Origin of the sequence: Gordonia jacobaea, from assembly GCF_001186365.1 — a bacterium.
Lineage (GTDB): Bacteria > Actinomycetota > Actinomycetes > Mycobacteriales > Mycobacteriaceae > Gordonia > Gordonia jacobaea.
The window spans coordinates 87,902-105,520 of the sequence record NZ_LDTZ01000025.1; the positions used below are offsets into that span (position 1 = coordinate 87,902).

The following is a 17,619-nucleotide window of genomic DNA, read 5'->3' on the forward strand; positions in this document are numbered from 1 at the left end:
GCGGGCCGAGTCAGGACAGATGTCGCATCACCCGGTCGACCTTGCCGGTCAGTTCGTCGGTGTGGCCGGGGCGGATATCGGCCTTGATGACGAGCCCCACACGCGGGGCGAGTTCGCCGACCGCGTCGGTGGCGCGTTTGATCACGTCCATCACCGCGTCCCAGTCACCCTCGACGTAGGTGAACATCGCGGTCGTCTGGTGCGGCAGACCGGATTCGCGAACCACCCGCACCGCAGCCGCGACGGCTTCGCTCATCCCGCCGTCATCGTCGACGGCGTCGCCACCCGACGGAGTGAGACTGAAAGCGGCGATCATGGTCGGCTCCTCTGCGAGCTGTGCGGGACTGGAGGCAACGCAGGCAAGGCCCTATACGCGGGCGTCAGGCTGCGTACTGGGGCTTCGACTCGGCGTCGAACTGCGCCGACAACTCGGCCAGATGCCCGTTGCGGCGCGCCCACCATTCGAACACGAGGGTGCCGAACGGCGGGATGCTCGAGATCAGCGCGAGCAACGTGACCCAGAGGCTCCACCTCAACGAGACCGCCGTGACGATCGAGATCAGAACGAACGCGACGAACACGATGCCGTGCACCATGCCGGGAACCGCGACGGCCTCGGTGTACCCGAGCACCCACTTGAAGAACATCGCCACCAGCAGCGCAGCCCAGGTGATCGCTTCCAGCACGGCGACGAACCGGAATCGCTTGGCGGGGGTCGACAGGTCGAAGAATTGCTTCATATAGGACATTGTGCCTGATACGGATGCCTACTACGACACGGCGTAGTAGGCATCCGTGATCACGAACGTGTTGGAGTGACCTCAGGCCTTGGGGACTCGGATGATGAGCGCGTCACCCTGACCACCGGCACCACAGAGCGCGGCAACGCCGACGCCCCCACCCCGACGCTGCAGTTCCAGCGCGAGGTGCAGCGTGATGCGGGCACCCGACGTTCCGATGGGATGGCCGATCGCGATGGCCCCACCGTTGACGTTGACGATGTCGGGGTTGATGCCGAGCGCCTTGGTCGAGGCCAGGCCGACTGCGGCGAACGCCTCGTTGATCTCGACGAGGTCGAGATCGGCCGGCGCGATTCCTGCTCGCGCACAAGCCTTTTCGATGGCGTTGGCCGGCTGGAGCTGCAGCGAGGAGTCGGGGCCCGCAACCACACCGTGCGGACCGATCTCGGCGAGCGGGGTCAGGCCGAGTTCTGCTGCCTTCGCCTTGCTCATCACGACGACGGCGGCGCCGCCGTCGGAGATCTGCGACGAGTTGCCCGCCGTGATGGTGCCGTCCTTGCGGAATGCCGGGCGCAGTCCCGCGAGAGTGTCGGCGGTGGTGTCGGCGCGAATACCCTCGTCCTCGGCGAATTCGATCGGGTCGCCCTTGCGCTGCGGGATGCTCACCGGAACCACCTCGTCGGCAAACAGCCCGTTCTTCCACGCGGTCGCGGCGAGCTGGTGGCTACGCGCGGCGAACTCGTCCTGCTCGGCGCGGGTGAAGCCGTCGGCGTCATTGCCCTGCTCGGTCAGCGCACCCATCGGCTGATCGGTGAACGCGTCGTAGAGGCCGTCGAATGCGGTGTGGTCCACGAGCTCGGTGTTGCCGTACTTGAATCCGCTGCGGCTTCCCGGCAGGAGGTGCGGTGCCTGGGTCATCGACTCCTGGCCACCGGCGACGACGCACTCGAACTCACCGGCGCGGATGAGCTGATCGGCGAGTGCGATCGAGTCGATGCCCGACAAGCACATCTTGTTGATGGTCAGCGCAGGGACATCCCAGCCGATTCCGGCTTTCACCGACGTCTGGCGCGCAGGCATCTGACCTGCGCCGGCGGTGAGCACCTGGCCCATGATCACGTAGTCGACTGCCGACGCCGGGACACCGCCGCGTTCGAGCGCAGCCTTGATGGCGATCGCACCGAGATCGACACCGCTGAAACCCTTCAGCGAGCCGAGGAGCCGACCGAACGGCGTGCGCGCGCCGGCGACGATCACCGACGTCGCCTGATCTGTTGCCGGGGACATGAGGACCTCCAAGTACTGGGCAGCGACCAACCGAGCGGTCGCTCTGTTCGAATGACGCCTTAAACGTTACCTTTATCGCATGACGACCTCATCATCCGTGCCCCCCGCCAAATCAGCGGTTGCAGTCGATTCAGAAGCCGCAGGTGCGGTCGACTCCCCTGGTGCGACGGCACTCATCTCCGACCTCGTGGTGGCCATCGACCACGTCGGCATCGCGGTGCCCGATCTCGACGCCGCGAAGCAGTGGTACGCCGACCACCTCGGATTCGTCACCCTGCACCAGGAGAAGAACGAGGAGCAGGGTGTCGAGGAAGCAATGGTCGGACCCGCCGACGCAGGCGCCGGCGCGGTGATCCAGCTGCTTGCCCCGGCTTCCGAGTCGTCGACGATCGCCAAGTTCCTCGATCGCAACGGACCAGGCCTGCAGCAGCTCGCCGTACGGGTCACCGACGTCGACGAGGTGATGTCACGCCTGACGTCCGCAGGTGTCCGCGTGCTGTATCCGGAGGCGCGACGCGGCACGGCCGACTCGCGAATCAACTTCGTGCATCCGAAGGATGCGGGCGGTGTGCTCCTCGAACTCGTCGAGCCCGCGGCCGACCAGGGCGCTTCGACGCACTGAGCCGCACACTTTCGCTCTGACGCCGGCTATTCGCAAAGGCGTAGACGCGCTCGGGCCAGACACAGCACCGCCACAGCACAGCCGACTAGACTGTCGAACCATGTCGAGCCAGGCTCCGAGGCAGCAACTCCCGTTCGCCGTCGTCATGCGCGGATACGATCGCGAGCAGGTCGCCGAGCGTTTTCGACGCATCGACGCCGACCTGCGAGTCCTCGCAGCCGACCGTGACGCCGCGACCGCCAACGCGCAAGAACTCGCCGCACATCTGCACGAGGCGCGCGCGACGATCGACGAACTGCGGCGCGAGGTCGACACGCTGTCGGTACCACCCACCACGGCGCAGGGCATGAGCGAACGCTTGAGTCGCATGCTGCAGCTCGCGTCCGACGAGGCGTCGGAGATGCGCGCGGAAGCCAGCGCAGAGGCCGCCGAGACGGTGTCAGTGGCGCGTCAGGAAGCAGCGGAACTCGCCAAGAACTCGCGTGAAGACGCCGACCGCATCGTGTCGGAGGCACGGAGTAGGGCCGAGTTGATCGTGTCGAATGCGGAGAACAAGGCGTCGGGCATCGTCGCCGACGCCGAACAGCACGCAACCGATCTACGCACCGATGCGGAATCGATTCATGCCAAGGCCAAGGCCGACGCCGCCGAGTCGGATCGCCTGTGCACCGAGCGCGCAGCCGCAATGGAAGCCGAACACTCGACGACGATGAACGCGGCACGTACCCAGGCGTCCCAACTGGTCGCCAAGGCTCATGCCGACGCCGACGAACTGGCCCGCCAGAGCAAGCAGACACGCACCGAGGAGCGCCGCCGGCACGACTCGACGCTCGCCGAGGAGCGTCGACAAGCACTGGCCGAGGCCAAGCAGATCCGCGACACCGCGCGCGATATCGCGATCGAGCGACTGGCGGGCTCCCGCAACCTCTCGGCGAAGGCCGACGATGCTCGCACGCAGGTGCTCGAGGAGTTCGAGGAGATCCGCACGAAGCTCGTCGAGATCCAGCGTGAGTTCGGCACCTTCCCCGACACGTTGCGACCGGCCGAAGACATCGACTACACGTCGTTGTCGGATGCCGACGACTCCGAACTTCTCAACCGGATACTGTCCGAACGCGCTCGCTTCAGCACGGGCGACTGACGCCCTCGCGCATCAGAAAAGCCGGAACTCGGTACTCTCCGCACCCCGCAGTGCGTCGTAATCCAAGACGACGCAACGGATTCCGCGGTCGGTTGCCAGCGTGCGCGCCTGCGGTTTGATCTGCTGCGCCGCGAAGACACCGCTCACCGGGGCAAGCAACGGATCGCGGTTGAGAAGTTCGAGGTAGCGGGTCAGTTGTTCGACGCCGTCGATCTCGCCGCGACGTTTGATCTCGACGGCGACAGTCGCTCCCCGCGCATCCCTGCACAGAATGTCGACGGGTCCGATTGCCGTCATGTACTCGCGCCTGATCAGCGTGTGGCCGGGCCCGAGAGTCTCGACATGCTCGGCGAGCAACTCCTGCAGGTGCGCCTCGACGCCGTCCTTGACCAAACCGGGATCGATGCCGAGTTCATGCGACGAGTCGTGCTCGATCGAGGCGAGCGTGATCCGCAGTTCCTCGCCGGCCTTGTTGGTCACCACCCAGTACGCCTCTACCGAATCGTGCACCGCCGCGATCTCCTCGGGCACCTGCGCCTCGGTCAACCAGCAGGGCGGACTCATCCAGTTGAGCGGCTTGTAGGCGCGGTCGTCGGCATGCACACTCACCGATCCGTCGGACTTGATGAGCAGCAGCCGTTTGGCCATGGGCAGATGAGCCGTCAGTCGGCCGACGTAGTCCACTTGGCATTCCGCGATCACCAGACGCACACCGGGCAGCTTATCGGCCGCACACGCTGACCAACACGACCCCCGACCCCCGGCGAGCCACGCCGAGCCACCACTGCGACTAGTCAGGCGTTGCGGTAGCGCTTCAGCAGGAACTCTTCGGCGTCGTCGACGGCATCGACCATGGATGAGTGCACGTGCGGGAGCGTGGGGTCGAGTCCCTGCAATTGAGCAGGCACGGCGAGCTCGTGGACGAAGGAGTCCGACCGGTGTCGCTCGACACTCGCGCGGACCTCGCCGTCGGGGTCGACGAGAATGATGCGTTTACCGCCGTCGTCGGCTGAGTTCTTGACGGCGAGCATCATCGTGCGGGCGACCGGATCGATCACCCCGACACGCGAGATCTCGATGATCACGACGTCGACGCGCTCGATGTCGTCTTCGACGCGCCGCAGTGCGCTCTCCGCGCTGCCGAACGTCAGGTCGCCCTGCAACTCGTACACCCGGACACGGTCGCGGCAGGTGCGCAGGAAACTGCGCTCCTCCTCCGTCCAGTCGATGCCGACGGAGAAATCGGCGATGTCGTAGGTCGCTCTGATGGTGACGCGGTTCTCGCGGGTCACGTTGAACATGTGGAGCCCGAGGTTGGACGACAATTGCTCGCAGGTCTGGATGCCGCGCACGCTGTTGCCGTGCTCATCGAGTCGAGGCGAATAGACACCGATGCCGAGCTGACCGGGCAGCACCGCCAGGATGCCGCCTCCCACACCACTTTTCGCAGGCATGCCGACCGCTGTCACCCAGTCGCCCGCGGCGTCGTACATGCCGCACGTGGTCATCACGCTCAGCAGCCGCTGTGCGACCTCCTGACTGAACACTCGCCGTCCGGTGCGCGGGTTGGCTCCACCGCAGGCGATCGTCGTACCCATCACGGCGAGGTCGTCGGTGGTGACCTCGATCGCGCACTGACGGAAGTAGAGCGCGATCGCGGCGTCTGGATGGGTGTCGAGTCCGCCGAAGCTGTCGAGCATGTAGGCGATCGCACGATTACGCGACCCTGTGGCCGCCTCCGACTCGAAGACGTCGTGGTTGAGCGTCAACTGTCGGCCGGCGCATGCGGAGTAGAAGGCGAGAATCTCCTCGAAAGTCTTCTCCACGACCTCGGGATCGACCTCGCGGACCGGAGGAAGGAGCAACGACGACGCGACAATGGCTCCGGCGTTGATCATCGCGTTCTTGGGTCGACGTCGTGAGTCGACGCTGATCTGGTTGAACGCCTCACCCGACGGCTCGACACCGATCTTCGCGTCGACCTCTGTCGGACCCAATCGGCTCAGCGCCATCGCGTAGGTCAGTGGCTTGGACACCGATTGGATGGTGAACGCGGTCCCCGAGTCACCGAGCGAGTACAGGTAGCCGTCGTGCATGGCGACCGAGAGTCCATAGCCGTCGGGATCGACCGCCGCGAGTTCGGGGATGTAGTCGGCCACCTCCCCCGCCCGGTCGTCGGCGCAGTCGGACATGATCTTGCGCAGGTAGCCATCCACATGCGAAATCGTCACGCACTGACCGTAACCCGCCGAAGTTCATCGGTCGAGGATTCACCGGTCGAGTGACCGCGCGGGGTCGTCGACAGTCGTGATCTCGACCCCCGCGGCGAACCGGTACGGATTCGCGCTGAGCACGCCGCCGAGACTCTTTCGCAGACGCGACATCTCGGCGCGCACCGTGACGGTGCGGTCGTCGGTGCCGAAGAGTTGCTCCGACATCGCTGCCGCACTCAACCCGGCGGGGTGCGCGGCGAGCAGCGCCAGGATCTCCGTGTGCCGCCGCGACGGACGTTGGGTCCACGAGCCCGTCGCGCCCGATACCCGCACAGTCGGTGGACGGTTGCCCGCGAAGTCGAGTTCGACGAGCGTCGTCGTCGGGTCGCGGTCGTCGGCCACGCGCACGAGCCATCCGCCCGGCAACGGTTCGAACTCGCATGCACCCAGAGCGTGTAACCACGTGCGCCCGGGCTGCGGAGTCCCGGGTAGAAGCAGCCGCGAGCACGGCGCAACCGAGTCGACCGCCGCCACCCAGCCGTCGGGGTCGACGGCGAGCGCCGGCCCGGATGACCGCGCGAGGATCGGCGCCGCGATCGCCCTCAGCTCGTCGAGGCGGCGTCGATGATGTTCGCGCAGTTGAGATTCGGCGAGTTTCGCAACGGCACTCACCAGTGCCAGCGTCGTCGGGTGGATGGTTGCGGCGGGGCCACTGACGTCGACGACGCCGAGCACCGCATCCGTTCTCGGGTCGCGGATCGGCGCACCCGTGCACGTCCAGGTGTGGTGTGTTCGAACGAAGTGCTCGGCGGAGAAGACCTGGACGGGACCTCCGGACATCAGCGCGGTTCCGATGGCGTTGGTGCCGACGGACTGCTCTCCCCAGTCCGCGCCCTCGACGAATCCGAGACGATCGGCCCGGTGCAGCACGCGGGTCTGACCTCCACGCCAGAGAACGTGTCCCACGGCGTCGGCGATCACCAGGATGTTGTCGCCGTCGGCGATCACGGCGTCGAGTCCACCGGTCAGATCGTCGAGAACGAGTGCCAACGGTGACTGAGCGCGACGCGCCTCGAGGTCCGCGGCACCGATGAGGCTCTCACCGCGGCCGCGCTCGGGGTCGACACCCGCGCGCAGGACTCGACGCCACGACTCGCCGATCACATCGCGCGGACGCGCGGGTGGGCGGCTGCCCGACATCGCGGCGTCGTACACGGCTGCGAGCACGGCGGCATACTGCCGCGGGTCATCGCCCGCGCCAACCGCGGGCTCGCCCTCTCGGGATGGTGATGTAGCGGTCATCACCAGCGATTGTGCTCTCGATCACAGAAGAACCGCAAAGAACCCCGCGAATGCAACCTGTTGCAACCCTTGCTCACCCGACCCGCTCCCGAGTGTGCTGTGCATCACACCCGCCGGGCGCAACGGCCCGACAGAGATGAGGAGTAGCGATGACTCAGACGCTTGAACCCCAGACGTCTTCACCGACCACCGGACGAGACGAGCCGACCGAACGGACACCGACGGAACGCGTCGACCGGTGGCTCGCCGACTTCGAGTCGGCGCTTCGGGCACGCGATATCGCCGCGGTGACCTCGATGTTCGCGACCGATTGCTACTGGCGTGACCTCGTGGCCTTCACCTGGAACCTCAAAACAGTCGAGGGCCGCGAACAACTCGCAGACATGCTCACGGCGCGCCTCGACGACACCGCCCCGGAGTCGTTCACCGCAACCGAGACCCCCACCGAGGACGACGGCGTCGTGACGGCGTTTCTCGAGTTCGAGACCGCGACGGGTCGCGGCGAAGGCATGCTGCGGCTCCGACAGGCGGCCGACGGCGACGGCAACGACCGCGACGAGGCGTGGACGCTGCTCACCACCCTCCAGGAACTGAAGGGGCACGAGGAGCGCCGCGGCGCGAGCAGGGTGCTCGGCGCAGTTCACGGGTCCGAGCCCGACGCGCGATCCTGGGCCGAACGCCGCGAGGCCGAGGAGGCGGAGCTCGGCCGGTCAAGCCAGCCATACGTGCTCGTCGTCGGCGGCGGGCAGGGCGGTATCGCGCTCGGTGCGCGCCTGCGGCAACTCGGCGTTCCGTCGATCGTCGTCGACAGTCACGACCGACCGGGCGACCAGTGGCGCGGACGGTACAAGACGCTGTGCCTGCACGATCCGGTCTGGTACGACCACCTGCCCTACCTCCCCTTCCCCGACAACTGGCCCGTCTTCGCGCCCAAGGACAAGATCGGCGACTGGCTCGAGTTCTATACGCGCGTCATGGAGGTCCCCTACTGGTCGAAGACCACGTGCACGTCGGCGAGCTACGACGAGCAAGCCGGGCGATGGACCGTCGAGGTCGATCGCGACGGCGAGCACCTCACGCTCACCCCGACCCAACTCGTCCTCGCGACCGGGATGTCGGGCAAGCCCAACGTCCCGTCGTTCCCCGGCCAGGAGGTGTTCGCCGGCGAGCAACACCACTCGAGTCAGCACCCGGGACCCGACGGCTTCGCAGGCAAACGCGTCGTCGTGGTCGGTGCCAACAACTCGGCACATGACATCTGTAAAGCGTTGGTGGAGAACGGGATCGACACGACGATGATCCAGCGATCGTCGACACACATCGTGAAGTCGGACTCGCTCATGGAGATCGGCCTCGGCGCGCTCTACAGCGAGCAGGCCGTGGCGTCGGGCATGACGACGAAGAAGGCCGACCTCACCTTCGCCTCGCTGCCCTACCGGATCATGCACGAGTTCCAGATTCCGCTCTACGACCAGATCCGGGAGCGCGACAAGGACTTCTACGGGCGGCTGGAGGCGGCAGGCTTCGACCTCGACTTCGGCGACGACGACTCGGGACTGTTCATGAAGTACCTGCGCCGCGGGTCGGGCTACTACATCGATGTCGGCGCGTGCGAGCTGGTTGCCGACGGCACCATCAAGCTCGCTCACGGCCAGGTCGACCACCTCACCGAGAACTCCGTGGTGCTCGCCGACGGCACAGAGCTTCCGGCGGACGTGGTGGTCTACGCGACCGGGTACGGCTCGATGAACGGGTGGGCCGCCGACCTGATCGGCCAGGATGTCGCCGATAGAGTGGGCAAAGTGTGGGGCCTCGGCTCCGACACCACCAAGGATCCCGGCCCGTGGGAAGGCGAGCAACGCAACATGTGGAAGCCGACCCAGCAACCGGGCCTGTGGTTCCACGGGGGCAATCTGCACCAGTCCCGCCACTACTCGCTCTACCTCGCACTACAACTGAAGGCACGGTTCGAAGGCATCGACACCCCGGTCTACGGGCTACAGGAGGTCCACCACCTGAGCTGACCGGTCGTCGACTGCCGTTCTGCACCCACTGGCCAGAATGTCCTGCGTACCTCTTGGACGCAGGACATTCTGGCCAGTGCGTCCGGAAGTGGCCCAGCGCACAGTGAATCGGATGCCGTGAACATCGAACCGCTCGGGCCCTGCTGGCGCCACCTTCCCGAGCCGACCGAACGGAGCGCACCACCATGACCAACCCCAGGCCCAACCTGCTGGTCGCCTACCTCGCGACCCCCGGCGGCGAGGATGCACTGGCACTGGGCGCGCAGTTGGCCCAATCCTTCGACGCCGACCTGAAGATCTGCCTGGTGGTGCCGCCCTCCACACCAGCCGAACAGGCCGTGGCACCGGGCGACTTCCAGGAGATCCTGGACAGGCAGGCCGCAACCTGGCTCGACGACGCACTGCGCACGCTGCCCGACGGTGTCGACGGCGAAGGTTATGTCGCCGAGTACGAGAACGCCGCGGAAGGCCTGTCCATCGAGGCGGAGCGGCTGAACTCGTCGATGATCGTCGTCGGCGGGTCCGGGGGCGGCATACTGGGCCGTCACACGCTCGGTTCTGTCGTGACCAATCTGGTGCACACCTCGGCGACCCCGGTCGCGGTGACACCGCGCGGCATTCGCGAGATCGTCTCGCCGGTCACCCGCGTCACGTGCGCGGTGGGTCGACGGCCCGGCGTCGAGGCGCTGTTGCAGGCGGCGACGAGGGCGTGCACAGCCGCCGACGTCCCGCTCCGATTGTTGTCACTACTGCCCGTCGACGACGGCCTCTCGAGCGACCCGACGAAGGACTCCGAGGCCCGCCGCGTTGTGCACGAGCACCTCGAGCGCACCGTTGCCGCGGTGCGCGACGACCTGCCGGACGGGCATCCGGTCACCACCGCGATCGCGACCGGCAAGACCGTCGAAGACGCTGCGGCGTCGCTGGATTGGGAGCCGGGCGACCTCCTCTACGTCGGTTCGAGCCGACTGGCACAGCCATTCCACCTGTTTCTCGGATCAACCGCGGCAAAGATGTTGCGGGTGCTCGCCGTTCCCATGATCGTCGTCCCCCGCGGCGCCTGACACCGGAGATCTGCAGAGATGAGTACGACCCCATCGTCGCCAACCGAATCGCCTGACCCCGCGCCGTCGACGCCGAGCACGTCCGACACGGCCGCGTCGAACCCTGTCACCATCGAAGCGAACAGCAAGGGGCTCGCGTCGGGCAAGGTCGGAGTGTTCTCCGGTGCTGTCCTCGGGATTTCGACGGTGGCCCCCGGTTACACGCTCACCGCGAGTATCGGACTGATCGTCGCGGCGGTCGGGCTCAAGATGCCCGCGATCTTCATCGCCGGTTTCATCCCGATGTTCCTGACCGCGTACGCCTACCGGGAACTCAACAAGGACACCCCCGACTGCGGAGCGTCGTTCACCTGGTCTACCAAGGCATTTGGGCCGTACGTGGGCTGGATGTGCGGTTGGGGCATGGTCGTGGCGACCATCATCGTGCTGTCGAATCTCGCGGCGATCGGCGTGCAGTTCTTCTACCTGATCATCGCCCAGATCTTCGACAAGCCGTCGATCGCAGATCTCGGCACCAACAAGCTCGTGAACATCCTGACGACGCTGGTACTGCTCGCGATAGCCACGTGGGTGTCGATGCGCGGGATCACCACGAGCGAACGACTTCAGTACGTGCTGGTCGGTTTTCAGCTCATCGTGTTGTTTGCGTTCGCCATCATCGCGTTCGTCAAGGTCGCCGACGGATCCGCGCCCGCGGGACTGCATTTCGACATCGACTGGTTCAATCCCTTTACCGGACTGACCATCTCCGCGTTCGCAATCGGGCTCACCGGATCGATCTTCGCGTTCTGGGGTTGGGACACGTGCCTCACGCTCGGCGAGGAATCCAAAGACCCCAAGCGCACCCCCGGACGTGCCGGGTTGCTGTGCGTGATGTCGATCCTGCTCACCTATCTGCTCGTGGCGGTCGCCGTGATGATGTACGCGGGTGTGGGCACCGACGGGGTCGGGCTGGGCAACGAGAACAACGCCGAGAATGTCTTTGGCGCACTGGCCGATCCGATCCTGGGACGATGGGGCGGCGTCCTGCTGTTCGCCGCGATCCTGGTCTCGTCGATCGCCAGCCTGCAGACAACCTTCCTGCCGGTCGCACGCACCATGCTCGCCATGGGTAGCTACGGAGCGTTTCCGAAGAAGGTCGCCGAGATCAGTCCGCGCTTCCTGTCACCGTCATTCGCGGCGCTCGTCGCCGGCATCGTCACAGCCGTCTTCTACACGGCGGTGACGCTTCTGTCCGAACGGACGCTGATCGACACCATCGCCGCGCTGGGCATCATGATCTGCTGGTACTACGGCATCACGGCGTTCGCGTGTGTCTGGTACTTCCGACGCGAACTCTACTCGTCTGTGCACAACTTCTTCTTCAAGTTCTTGTTCCCGCTGCTGGGCGGTGCCGCACTGATCGTGGTGTTCGTCATTTCGGTCGGCGAGAGCATGAATCCCGACAACGGAAGTGGCGCTTCGATATTCGGCGTCGGACTTGTCTTCTACATCGGTTTCGGATTGCTGGTGCTCGGACTCTTCGTGATGCTCTACCTACGCATGCGCCAGCCCGCGTTCTTCCGGGACGAAACGCTTCCCCGCTCGCTGCCCGTCTCGTCGGACGCCGACAGCGCCTAGCCCTTCGAGAGCGGTCACATGGTGACGGCGCTGTGCACGGCGATGTCACTCTCGACGAGCAACTCCGTGGTGTGCGCGATGTGATCACGCAGTGCTGTCACTGCGCCGTCGGCGTCGCGCGCGAGCGCCAACTCCATCATTCGACGATGCTCGCCGTCGAGATCGCGATTCTTCTCCCGCCCCAACGGTTGCGACCAGCGTCGGTAGAGCTCGGCCTCATCGCGTAGACCGTTGGCCAACTGCAGGAGCTTCTTGTTCGCGCAACCGTCGAGCAGTGCGCGGTGGAACGCCGCATGGGCCAGCGCCCATTCATCGGTCACGCGCACGGGATCGTCGTCGGTGAGATAGGGCGTACCGACCATCCGGTGATGAGCGGCGACGACCGACGACTCCCACGCGAGGTCGCCGTCACCGATGGCACGACTGAAGACCAGGCCCTCGAGTTCGAGACGCGCGTCGGTCAGTTCGCGCAACCGGGGAACCGAGATTTCGGTGACCGCGTATCCGACGTTGGGTTCGTTGGTGACGAGTCCCTCGAGCGACAACCGCGTGAGTGCCTCGCGGATCACACTCATGCTCGCGTCACATTCTTCGGCAAGAGTTCCGAACTTCAGGCGGTCACCCGGCAGATACCGACCCCCGAAGATCTCGCCGCGCAACTGCGCGTAGACGAGGTCGCCTCGCGTCTGCTTCGCCTTCGCTGTTGCCATGGTTGCAACCATAACCCACCTTTGCTCGCATTAGCGTCTGATCGACGGATTTTCGAAAATAACTTGCACTGACGAATATGAGGGAGTAGACCAGAGATCAGTGACTGTGACACCGATCACCCTCTGGCATCGATGCGCAGCAATACGAGGAAGTGAGCAATCATGCGCCTGGGAGTTCTCGAGAAGCGCGCAGTGCTGGTCGATGACGGACAACGGCTGGCCATCGATGTCGCCGAGGCCAGCGACGGACGGTTCGGTCCGTCGATCACCGCGATCTACAACGTCTGGGACGATTTCGCCGCCTGGGCCCACGACATCGACCCCGCCAACGGCAGCGTCTTCGACGCCACGCTGGAGAATCCGATTCCCGAGCCCGCGCAGGTCTTCGCCATCGGCCTCAACTACGCAGAGCACGCGGCGGAGTCGAAGTACGACGTCCCCGACTTCCCGCCGGTGTTCACCAAGTACCGCACGTCGCTGGCCGGTCCGGTCGGCGTCGTCGAGCTGACGGGTCCCAAGATCGACTGGGAGGTCGAGCTGGTCGCTGTGATCAGCCGTGCGGCTCATCGTGTCAGCGAAGCGGACGGTTGGGACTATGTGGCCGGACTGACGATCGGGCAGGACATCTCCGATCGCGAAACCCAATTCAACGCGCACCCACCGCAGTTCAGCCTCGGCAAGTCGTACCCGGGGTATGCCCCGATGGGACCGGTCGTCGTCACGCCGGACGAATTCGCCGACCGCGACGACCTCGAGCTCAGTTGCGCCGTCAACGGAGAGCAGATGCAGAAGGGCCGGACGTCGGAGATGATCTTCTCTGTCCCGCAATTGGTCTCGCGTCTTTCGCACATCACGCCACTCCTCCCGGGTGACATCATCTTCACCGGCACGCCGTCCGGTGTCGGCATGGGCAGAACGCCGCAGCGATTCCTCACCGACGGTGACGTTCTCACTTCACGAATCGCAGGCATCGGCGAGATCGAGCAGCGCTTCGTCGCAACGGCAGAGACGCGGTGATCGACGATGGCACTGCACAGACTCGCGTCGGTCACCATGGGCGTACCGAACGTCGACGAAACTCTCGCCTACTACACGGAATTCGGGCTGACGCCGACATCGGACGGCTGGTTGTCGACCACCGAGGGTGGCGAACAGTTGCGGATCGTCGCCGCGCCGACGCGTCGACTCCTCGAACTCTCGGTCGGCGCTGACGATCTCGACGACATCGACCGCATCCACCACGAACTGATCTCGAAAGGCTTTCTCGCGCAACGGCACGGCGACGAGGTGACCGCCCACGAGCCGGTCGCCGATCTTCGCGCCATCGTTCGAGTCCTGCCGCGACTGAACCAGCAGCGTGTCGAACCGACTCCGTACAACGGTCCGGGCCGCATCGAACGGTACGGCCGCGCACCCGGCGTGATGCGCGACTACCCGATCAGGCCGCACAAGCTCGGACACGCGGTCCTCGGTTCCACCGACTACGTGGCGACCTGCCGATTCTTCGTCGACGGACTCGGCTTCAAGATCAGCGACCACATCAAGGGGCACGGATCGTTCCTGCGCTGCTCGCAAGACCACCACAACGTGCTCGTCATGAACTCGCCGGTGACCTACCTGCACCACACCTCATGGCAGGTCGACGATATCGACGATGTGGGACGCGGCGCGGCCGCGATGCTCGAGGGCAATCCCGAACGCCATGTCTGGGGCCTCGGCCGACACCACGCCGGGTCGAACTTCTTCTGGTACCTGAAGGACCCGGCAGGGAACTTCTCCGAGTACTACTCCGACATGGATTGCATCCCCGACGATGCGCTGTGGACGCCGGAAGATCTCGAAGGCGCACGCGGACTGTTCAATTGGGGACCGCCACCTCCCCCGAGTTTCCTCGCTCCCGAGGACCTGGCCGCGATGATGACCGGCGCCCACTCGACCAACTGACGCCCAACACTCCCGCTCGAACAACTCCCCAACCCCTTATCCACCCCTCCGGCACGACTGCCGGCACTTCGACCATGGAGGTCGACTCCGATGGAAACCGTCACCACAGATGTCCTCATCGTCGGCGCAGGACCGGCAGGCCTGACCGCAGCAGCACTGCTCGCCAAGTACGGCGTCAGGGCACTGACCGTCAGCCGATACTCGGGAACCGCGAACTCACCGCGCGCCCACATCACCAATCAGGGTGCGATGGAGGTCTTCCGGGACCTCGGCATCGACGACCGCGTGCGTGCCGCAGCCGTGCCGAACGAGTACATGGGCAACAACGTCTGGGCGACAAGCTTCGCGGGGACCGCGATCGCCCGGCTGAAGTCATGGGGTTCGGGGACGCTACGGCACGCCGACTACGAGGTATCGAGCCCGACGGAGATGTGCAACATTCCGCAGCACATCCTCGAACCGATACTCCTGCAGGCAGCGCGTGAGTTCGGCGCGGAGATCCGGTTCAGCACGGAGGCCGTCTCACTGACCGACACCGGCGATCACGTCGACGCCATCGTGCGCGAACGCACGACAGGCGCCGAGTATCGGGTACGCGCCAAGTATGTGATCGGCGCCGACGGCGGCCGTTCGACGGTCGCGCAGCAGATGGAGTTCCCGCTGCGCGGCGAGATGGGCCTCGGTGCGGCCATGAACATCTGGCTCGAAGCAGACCTTTCCCAGTACACCGCCCACCGTCCCGGAACGCTCTACTGGATGGCACAGCCGCGCAACGACTATTGGGTCGGTAGCGGAACGTGGATCTGCGTGAAGCCATGGACGGAGTGGGTGTTGCTGTGCATGTACAACCCCGAGGACGGCGAACCCGACACGTCCGAGCAGGCAGTCATCGAGCGGGCCCGCACCACCATCGGCGACGACTCGATCGACATCCGTATCAAGGCTGTCAGCAAATGGCAGATCAACCACGTCATCGCCGACACGTTCAGTAAAGGTCGGGTGTTCCTCGCAGGCGACGCGGCGCACCGGCACCCGCCTGCGAACGGTCTCGGCACCAACACCTCGGTGCAGGATTCCTTCAACCTCGCGTGGAAGCTCGCGATGGTGCTGCGCGGCGACGCCGAACCCGCACTCCTCGACACCTACACGCAGGAGCGCCAACCCGTCGGTGAGCAGGTCGTCGATCGCGCGATGGAAAGTGTGCGCAACATGCTGCCGATCTCGCAGGCACTCGGCTTCGAGCCGGGGCAGTCCGCGGAGGATGGTTGGAAGATGCTCGACGAGTTGTTCTCCGGAACCGAGCGCGGCGCGCAGCGACGTCGCGAACTCGACAGCGCCGTCGCGCTACAGAACTATCAGTTCAACGCACACGGAGTCGAACTGGGACAACGCTATTCGTCGACATGCATCGTCGACGACGGCACCGACTACCCCGAGAGCGTCCGCGATGACGAGCTCTACTACCAACCGACGACGCATCCGGGAGCCCGCCTTCCCCACGCGTGGGTGGAACAGGGTCGACGCCGCGTCTCGACCATCGACATCACGGGCCACGGAGCGCTCACCCTGATCATCGGCGAGAACGGCGATCGCTGGCGTGCCGCGGCAGCACGGGTTGCAGACGAGTTCGGAGTCGAGCTCGACGTCCGAGCTGTCGGCGTCGGCTGTGAATACCACGATGTCCTGCGTGAGTGGACACACCAGCGGGAGGTCGGCGACGACGGCGCGCTTCTCGTCCGTCCCGACCATCACGTCGCGTGGCGGAGCATGGCGATGGTCGACGATCCGGCCTCCGCCCTCCGCACCGCGCTCAACACGGTGCTCGGCAGGCAGGTGCATGCGAACGCAGCGCCAACCGCACCCCGCGGATCGGTGGAGACGGTCGTTTCCCACGACCAACCTGTCGGAGTTGTTACGGTCGGGACCGGAGCACCGCTCGTTACCGGTTCGAACTGAACCGACGCGGGCACGTCGCTCAACCGACCGACGACCAAGCTCCCGCTACAGCGACGCTCGATCGATCGATAAGTGAGGAACGGCATAGATGCCAAAGACCGAACCAGAACCGATACGCGAACCGCGCGGTGATCACCTGCTCACCCCGGAAAACTGTGTGGTCACGTTCATCGACTACCAACCCGAGCAGTACTCGACGATTACGTCGACCAGCACCGAAGCCATCAACCTCGGGGTGGTCGCTCTTGCGAAACTCGCCACCGCCTACGACGTCCCCGTCGTCCTCAGCACCGTCGGCGTCGACCTCGGTGTGAACACCGGAACCACCGAAGCGCTGCGCTCGGCGCTTCCCGATGTCGAGGAGATCGACCGCACGGGGGTCAACGCATGGGAGGACGCCGACTTCCGTGACGCCATCCGTGCGACGGGCCGCCGAAAGGTCGTCATCGCCGGCCTGTGGACCGAGGTCTGCCTCACGTTCCCGACGCTCGACATGCTCGCCGAGGGGTACGACGTCTACCCGGTCATCGACGCTGTCGGCGGAATCAGCCCGGTGTCTCATGAGCAAGCGATCACGCGGATGGTCACGGCGGGCGCACAGCCGGTGACCGCCATCTCGTTCGGCGCCGAGCTCATGCGCAACTGGGCGCGCCCGGACGCTGACAACCTCCGCACCGTCATGCGGTGGTACTTCCCGGAACGAGCGCGCCTCGGCCTCGAATAGGCCTTAAACGCAGTAATGCCCCGCACCACGGGGGTGCGGGGCATTACTGGGATGTTGTGCTCGGCGGTGTCCTACTCTCCCACACCGATTAGAGTGCAGTACCATTGGCGCTGGTGGGCTTAGCTTCCGGGTTCGGAATGGGACCGGGCGTTTCCCCACCGCTATAGCCGCCGAAACAATATGAAACAGCATCCACGCAGGATGCGCTCTTTATTGAGCGTTGCGTGTGTTGTTTCAGAAGTGTCATAGTGGATGCGAACACACCTTATAAA

General features: G+C 65.4%; 16 protein-coding genes and 1 rRNA gene. 9 read left to right on the forward strand and 8 right to left on the reverse strand.

What is annotated here, in order from left to right:
* Positions 1 to 10 precede the first annotated feature (10 nt).
* The 3 genes from ABW18_RS20980 to ABW18_RS20990 all read right to left on the reverse strand — a co-directional run bounded on the left by ABW18_RS20980 (position 11) and on the right by ABW18_RS20990 (position 2,027).
* A complete protein-coding gene (locus ABW18_RS20980) occupies positions 11 to 316 on the reverse strand; it encodes a thiamine-binding protein (protein ID WP_049700933.1) in 306 nt (101 codons plus the stop codon).
* A 64-nt stretch (positions 317 to 380) separates the two neighbouring features.
* Positions 381 to 749: a DUF3817 domain-containing protein gene (locus ABW18_RS20985; protein ID WP_049700934.1), complete on the reverse strand. Its 369-nt coding sequence runs from the start codon at positions 747 to 749 to the stop codon at positions 381 to 383.
* 72 nt (positions 750 to 821) lie between these two features.
* A complete protein-coding gene (locus tag ABW18_RS20990) occupies positions 822 to 2,027 on the reverse strand; it encodes an acetyl-CoA C-acetyltransferase (protein ID WP_049700957.1) in 1,206 nt (401 codons plus the stop codon).
* 79 nt (positions 2,028 to 2,106) lie between these two features.
* Here ABW18_RS20990 and mce point away from each other — a divergent pair, with 79 nt between their 5' ends.
* Both mce and ABW18_RS21000 read left to right on the forward strand, forming a co-directional pair.
* A complete protein-coding gene (gene mce, locus ABW18_RS20995; RefSeq protein ID WP_235434477.1) occupies positions 2,107 to 2,649 on the forward strand; it encodes a methylmalonyl-CoA epimerase in 543 nt (180 codons plus the stop codon).
* Between the two features lie 100 nt (positions 2,650 to 2,749).
* Positions 2,750 to 3,790: a coiled-coil domain-containing protein gene (locus ABW18_RS21000; RefSeq protein WP_049700935.1), complete on the forward strand. Its 1,041-nt coding sequence runs from the start codon at positions 2,750 to 2,752 to the stop codon at positions 3,788 to 3,790.
* Between the two features lie 12 nt (positions 3,791 to 3,802).
* On the opposite strand, the gene nucS is transcribed toward ABW18_RS21000, so the two are convergent.
* The 3 genes from nucS to ABW18_RS21015 form a co-directional block, all read right to left on the reverse strand.
* The gene (gene nucS, locus ABW18_RS21005) at positions 3,803 to 4,501 is read right to left on the reverse strand and encodes an endonuclease NucS (protein ID WP_049700936.1); all 699 of its coding nucleotides are present in this window, start codon (positions 4,499 to 4,501) and stop codon (positions 3,803 to 3,805) included.
* 83 nt (positions 4,502 to 4,584) lie between these two features.
* Positions 4,585 to 6,021, reverse strand: coding sequence for a glutaminase A (glsA, locus tag ABW18_RS21010; protein WP_049700937.1), 1,437 nt, complete (start codon positions 6,019 to 6,021; stop codon positions 4,585 to 4,587).
* A 39-nt stretch (positions 6,022 to 6,060) separates the two neighbouring features.
* On the reverse strand, positions 6,061 to 7,308 hold the full coding sequence (locus tag ABW18_RS21015; RefSeq protein WP_083444486.1) for a helix-turn-helix domain-containing protein: 1,248 nt from the start codon (positions 7,306 to 7,308) through the stop codon (positions 6,061 to 6,063).
* A gap of 146 nt (positions 7,309 to 7,454) precedes the next feature.
* Between ABW18_RS21015 and ABW18_RS21020 the strand changes: the two genes are divergently transcribed.
* From ABW18_RS21020 to ABW18_RS21030, 3 genes are all read left to right on the forward strand, one after another.
* Entirely contained in the window at positions 7,455 to 9,329 is a 1,875-nt protein-coding gene (locus ABW18_RS21020; protein WP_049700939.1) for an NAD(P)/FAD-dependent oxidoreductase, read from the forward strand.
* Positions 9,330 to 9,514: 185 nt separating this feature from the next.
* Positions 9,515 to 10,393, forward strand: coding sequence for a universal stress protein (locus tag ABW18_RS21025; protein WP_049700940.1), 879 nt, complete (start codon positions 9,515 to 9,517; stop codon positions 10,391 to 10,393).
* An 18-nt stretch (positions 10,394 to 10,411) separates the two neighbouring features.
* Positions 10,412 to 12,013, forward strand: a complete 1,602-nt coding sequence (locus ABW18_RS21030; RefSeq protein ID WP_083444487.1) for an APC family permease — start codon at positions 10,412 to 10,414, stop codon at positions 12,011 to 12,013.
* Positions 12,014 to 12,027: 14 nt separating this feature from the next.
* Here the strand turns inward: ABW18_RS21030 and ABW18_RS21035 are convergent, their stop codons facing one another.
* Positions 12,028 to 12,723: a GntR family transcriptional regulator gene (locus tag ABW18_RS21035; RefSeq protein WP_049700960.1), complete on the reverse strand. Its 696-nt coding sequence runs from the start codon at positions 12,721 to 12,723 to the stop codon at positions 12,028 to 12,030.
* Between the two features lie 162 nt (positions 12,724 to 12,885).
* Between ABW18_RS21035 and ABW18_RS21040 the strand changes: the two genes are divergently transcribed.
* From ABW18_RS21040 to ABW18_RS21055, 4 genes are all read left to right on the forward strand, one after another.
* Positions 12,886 to 13,740, forward strand: coding sequence for a fumarylacetoacetate hydrolase family protein (locus ABW18_RS21040; RefSeq protein WP_049700941.1), 855 nt, complete (start codon positions 12,886 to 12,888; stop codon positions 13,738 to 13,740).
* Positions 13,741 to 13,746: 6 nt separating this feature from the next.
* A complete protein-coding gene (locus ABW18_RS21045) occupies positions 13,747 to 14,667 on the forward strand; it encodes a VOC family protein (protein ID WP_049700942.1) in 921 nt (306 codons plus the stop codon).
* Positions 14,668 to 14,757: 90 nt separating this feature from the next.
* On the forward strand, positions 14,758 to 16,623 hold the full coding sequence (locus ABW18_RS21050) for an FAD-dependent monooxygenase (protein WP_049700943.1): 1,866 nt from the start codon (positions 14,758 to 14,760) through the stop codon (positions 16,621 to 16,623).
* Positions 16,624 to 16,711: 88 nt separating this feature from the next.
* Positions 16,712 to 17,347 (forward strand): isochorismatase family protein, encoded by a 636-nt coding sequence (locus tag ABW18_RS21055; protein ID WP_049700944.1) that lies wholly within the window; start codon positions 16,712 to 16,714, stop codon positions 17,345 to 17,347.
* Between the two features lie 58 nt (positions 17,348 to 17,405).
* On the opposite strand, the gene rrf is transcribed toward ABW18_RS21055, so the two are convergent.
* A 5S ribosomal RNA gene (gene rrf / locus ABW18_RS21060) occupies positions 17,406 to 17,522 on the reverse strand.
* Positions 17,523 to 17,619 lie beyond the last annotated feature (97 nt).

Bases quoted from the DNA above. Each gene is read 5' to 3' on its own strand.
- ABW18_RS20980 (WP_049700933.1), bottom strand. From the start codon at position 316: ATGATCGCCGCTTTCAGTCTCACTCCGTCGGGTGGCGACGCCGTCGAC.
- ABW18_RS20985 (WP_049700934.1), bottom strand. From the start codon at position 749: ATGTCCTATATGAAGCAATTCTTCGACCTGTCGACCCCCGCCAAGCGA.
- ABW18_RS20990 (WP_049700957.1), bottom strand. From the start codon at position 2,027: ATGTCCCCGGCAACAGATCAGGCGACGTCGGTGATCGTCGCCGGCGCG.
- mce (WP_235434477.1), top strand. From the start codon at position 2,107: ATGACGACCTCATCATCCGTGCCCCCCGCCAAATCAGCGGTTGCAGTC.
- ABW18_RS21000 (WP_049700935.1), top strand. From the start codon at position 2,750: ATGTCGAGCCAGGCTCCGAGGCAGCAACTCCCGTTCGCCGTCGTCATG.
- ABW18_RS21020 (WP_049700939.1), top strand. From the start codon at position 7,455: ATGACTCAGACGCTTGAACCCCAGACGTCTTCACCGACCACCGGACGA.
- ABW18_RS21025 (WP_049700940.1), top strand. From the start codon at position 9,515: ATGACCAACCCCAGGCCCAACCTGCTGGTCGCCTACCTCGCGACCCCC.
- ABW18_RS21030 (WP_083444487.1), top strand. From the start codon at position 10,412: ATGAGTACGACCCCATCGTCGCCAACCGAATCGCCTGACCCCGCGCCG.
- ABW18_RS21035 (WP_049700960.1), bottom strand. From the start codon at position 12,723: ATGGCAACAGCGAAGGCGAAGCAGACGCGAGGCGACCTCGTCTACGCG.
- ABW18_RS21040 (WP_049700941.1), top strand. From the start codon at position 12,886: ATGCGCCTGGGAGTTCTCGAGAAGCGCGCAGTGCTGGTCGATGACGGA.
- ABW18_RS21045 (WP_049700942.1), top strand. From the start codon at position 13,747: ATGGCACTGCACAGACTCGCGTCGGTCACCATGGGCGTACCGAACGTC.
- ABW18_RS21050 (WP_049700943.1), top strand. From the start codon at position 14,758: ATGGAAACCGTCACCACAGATGTCCTCATCGTCGGCGCAGGACCGGCA.
- ABW18_RS21055 (WP_049700944.1), top strand. From the start codon at position 16,712: ATGCCAAAGACCGAACCAGAACCGATACGCGAACCGCGCGGTGATCAC.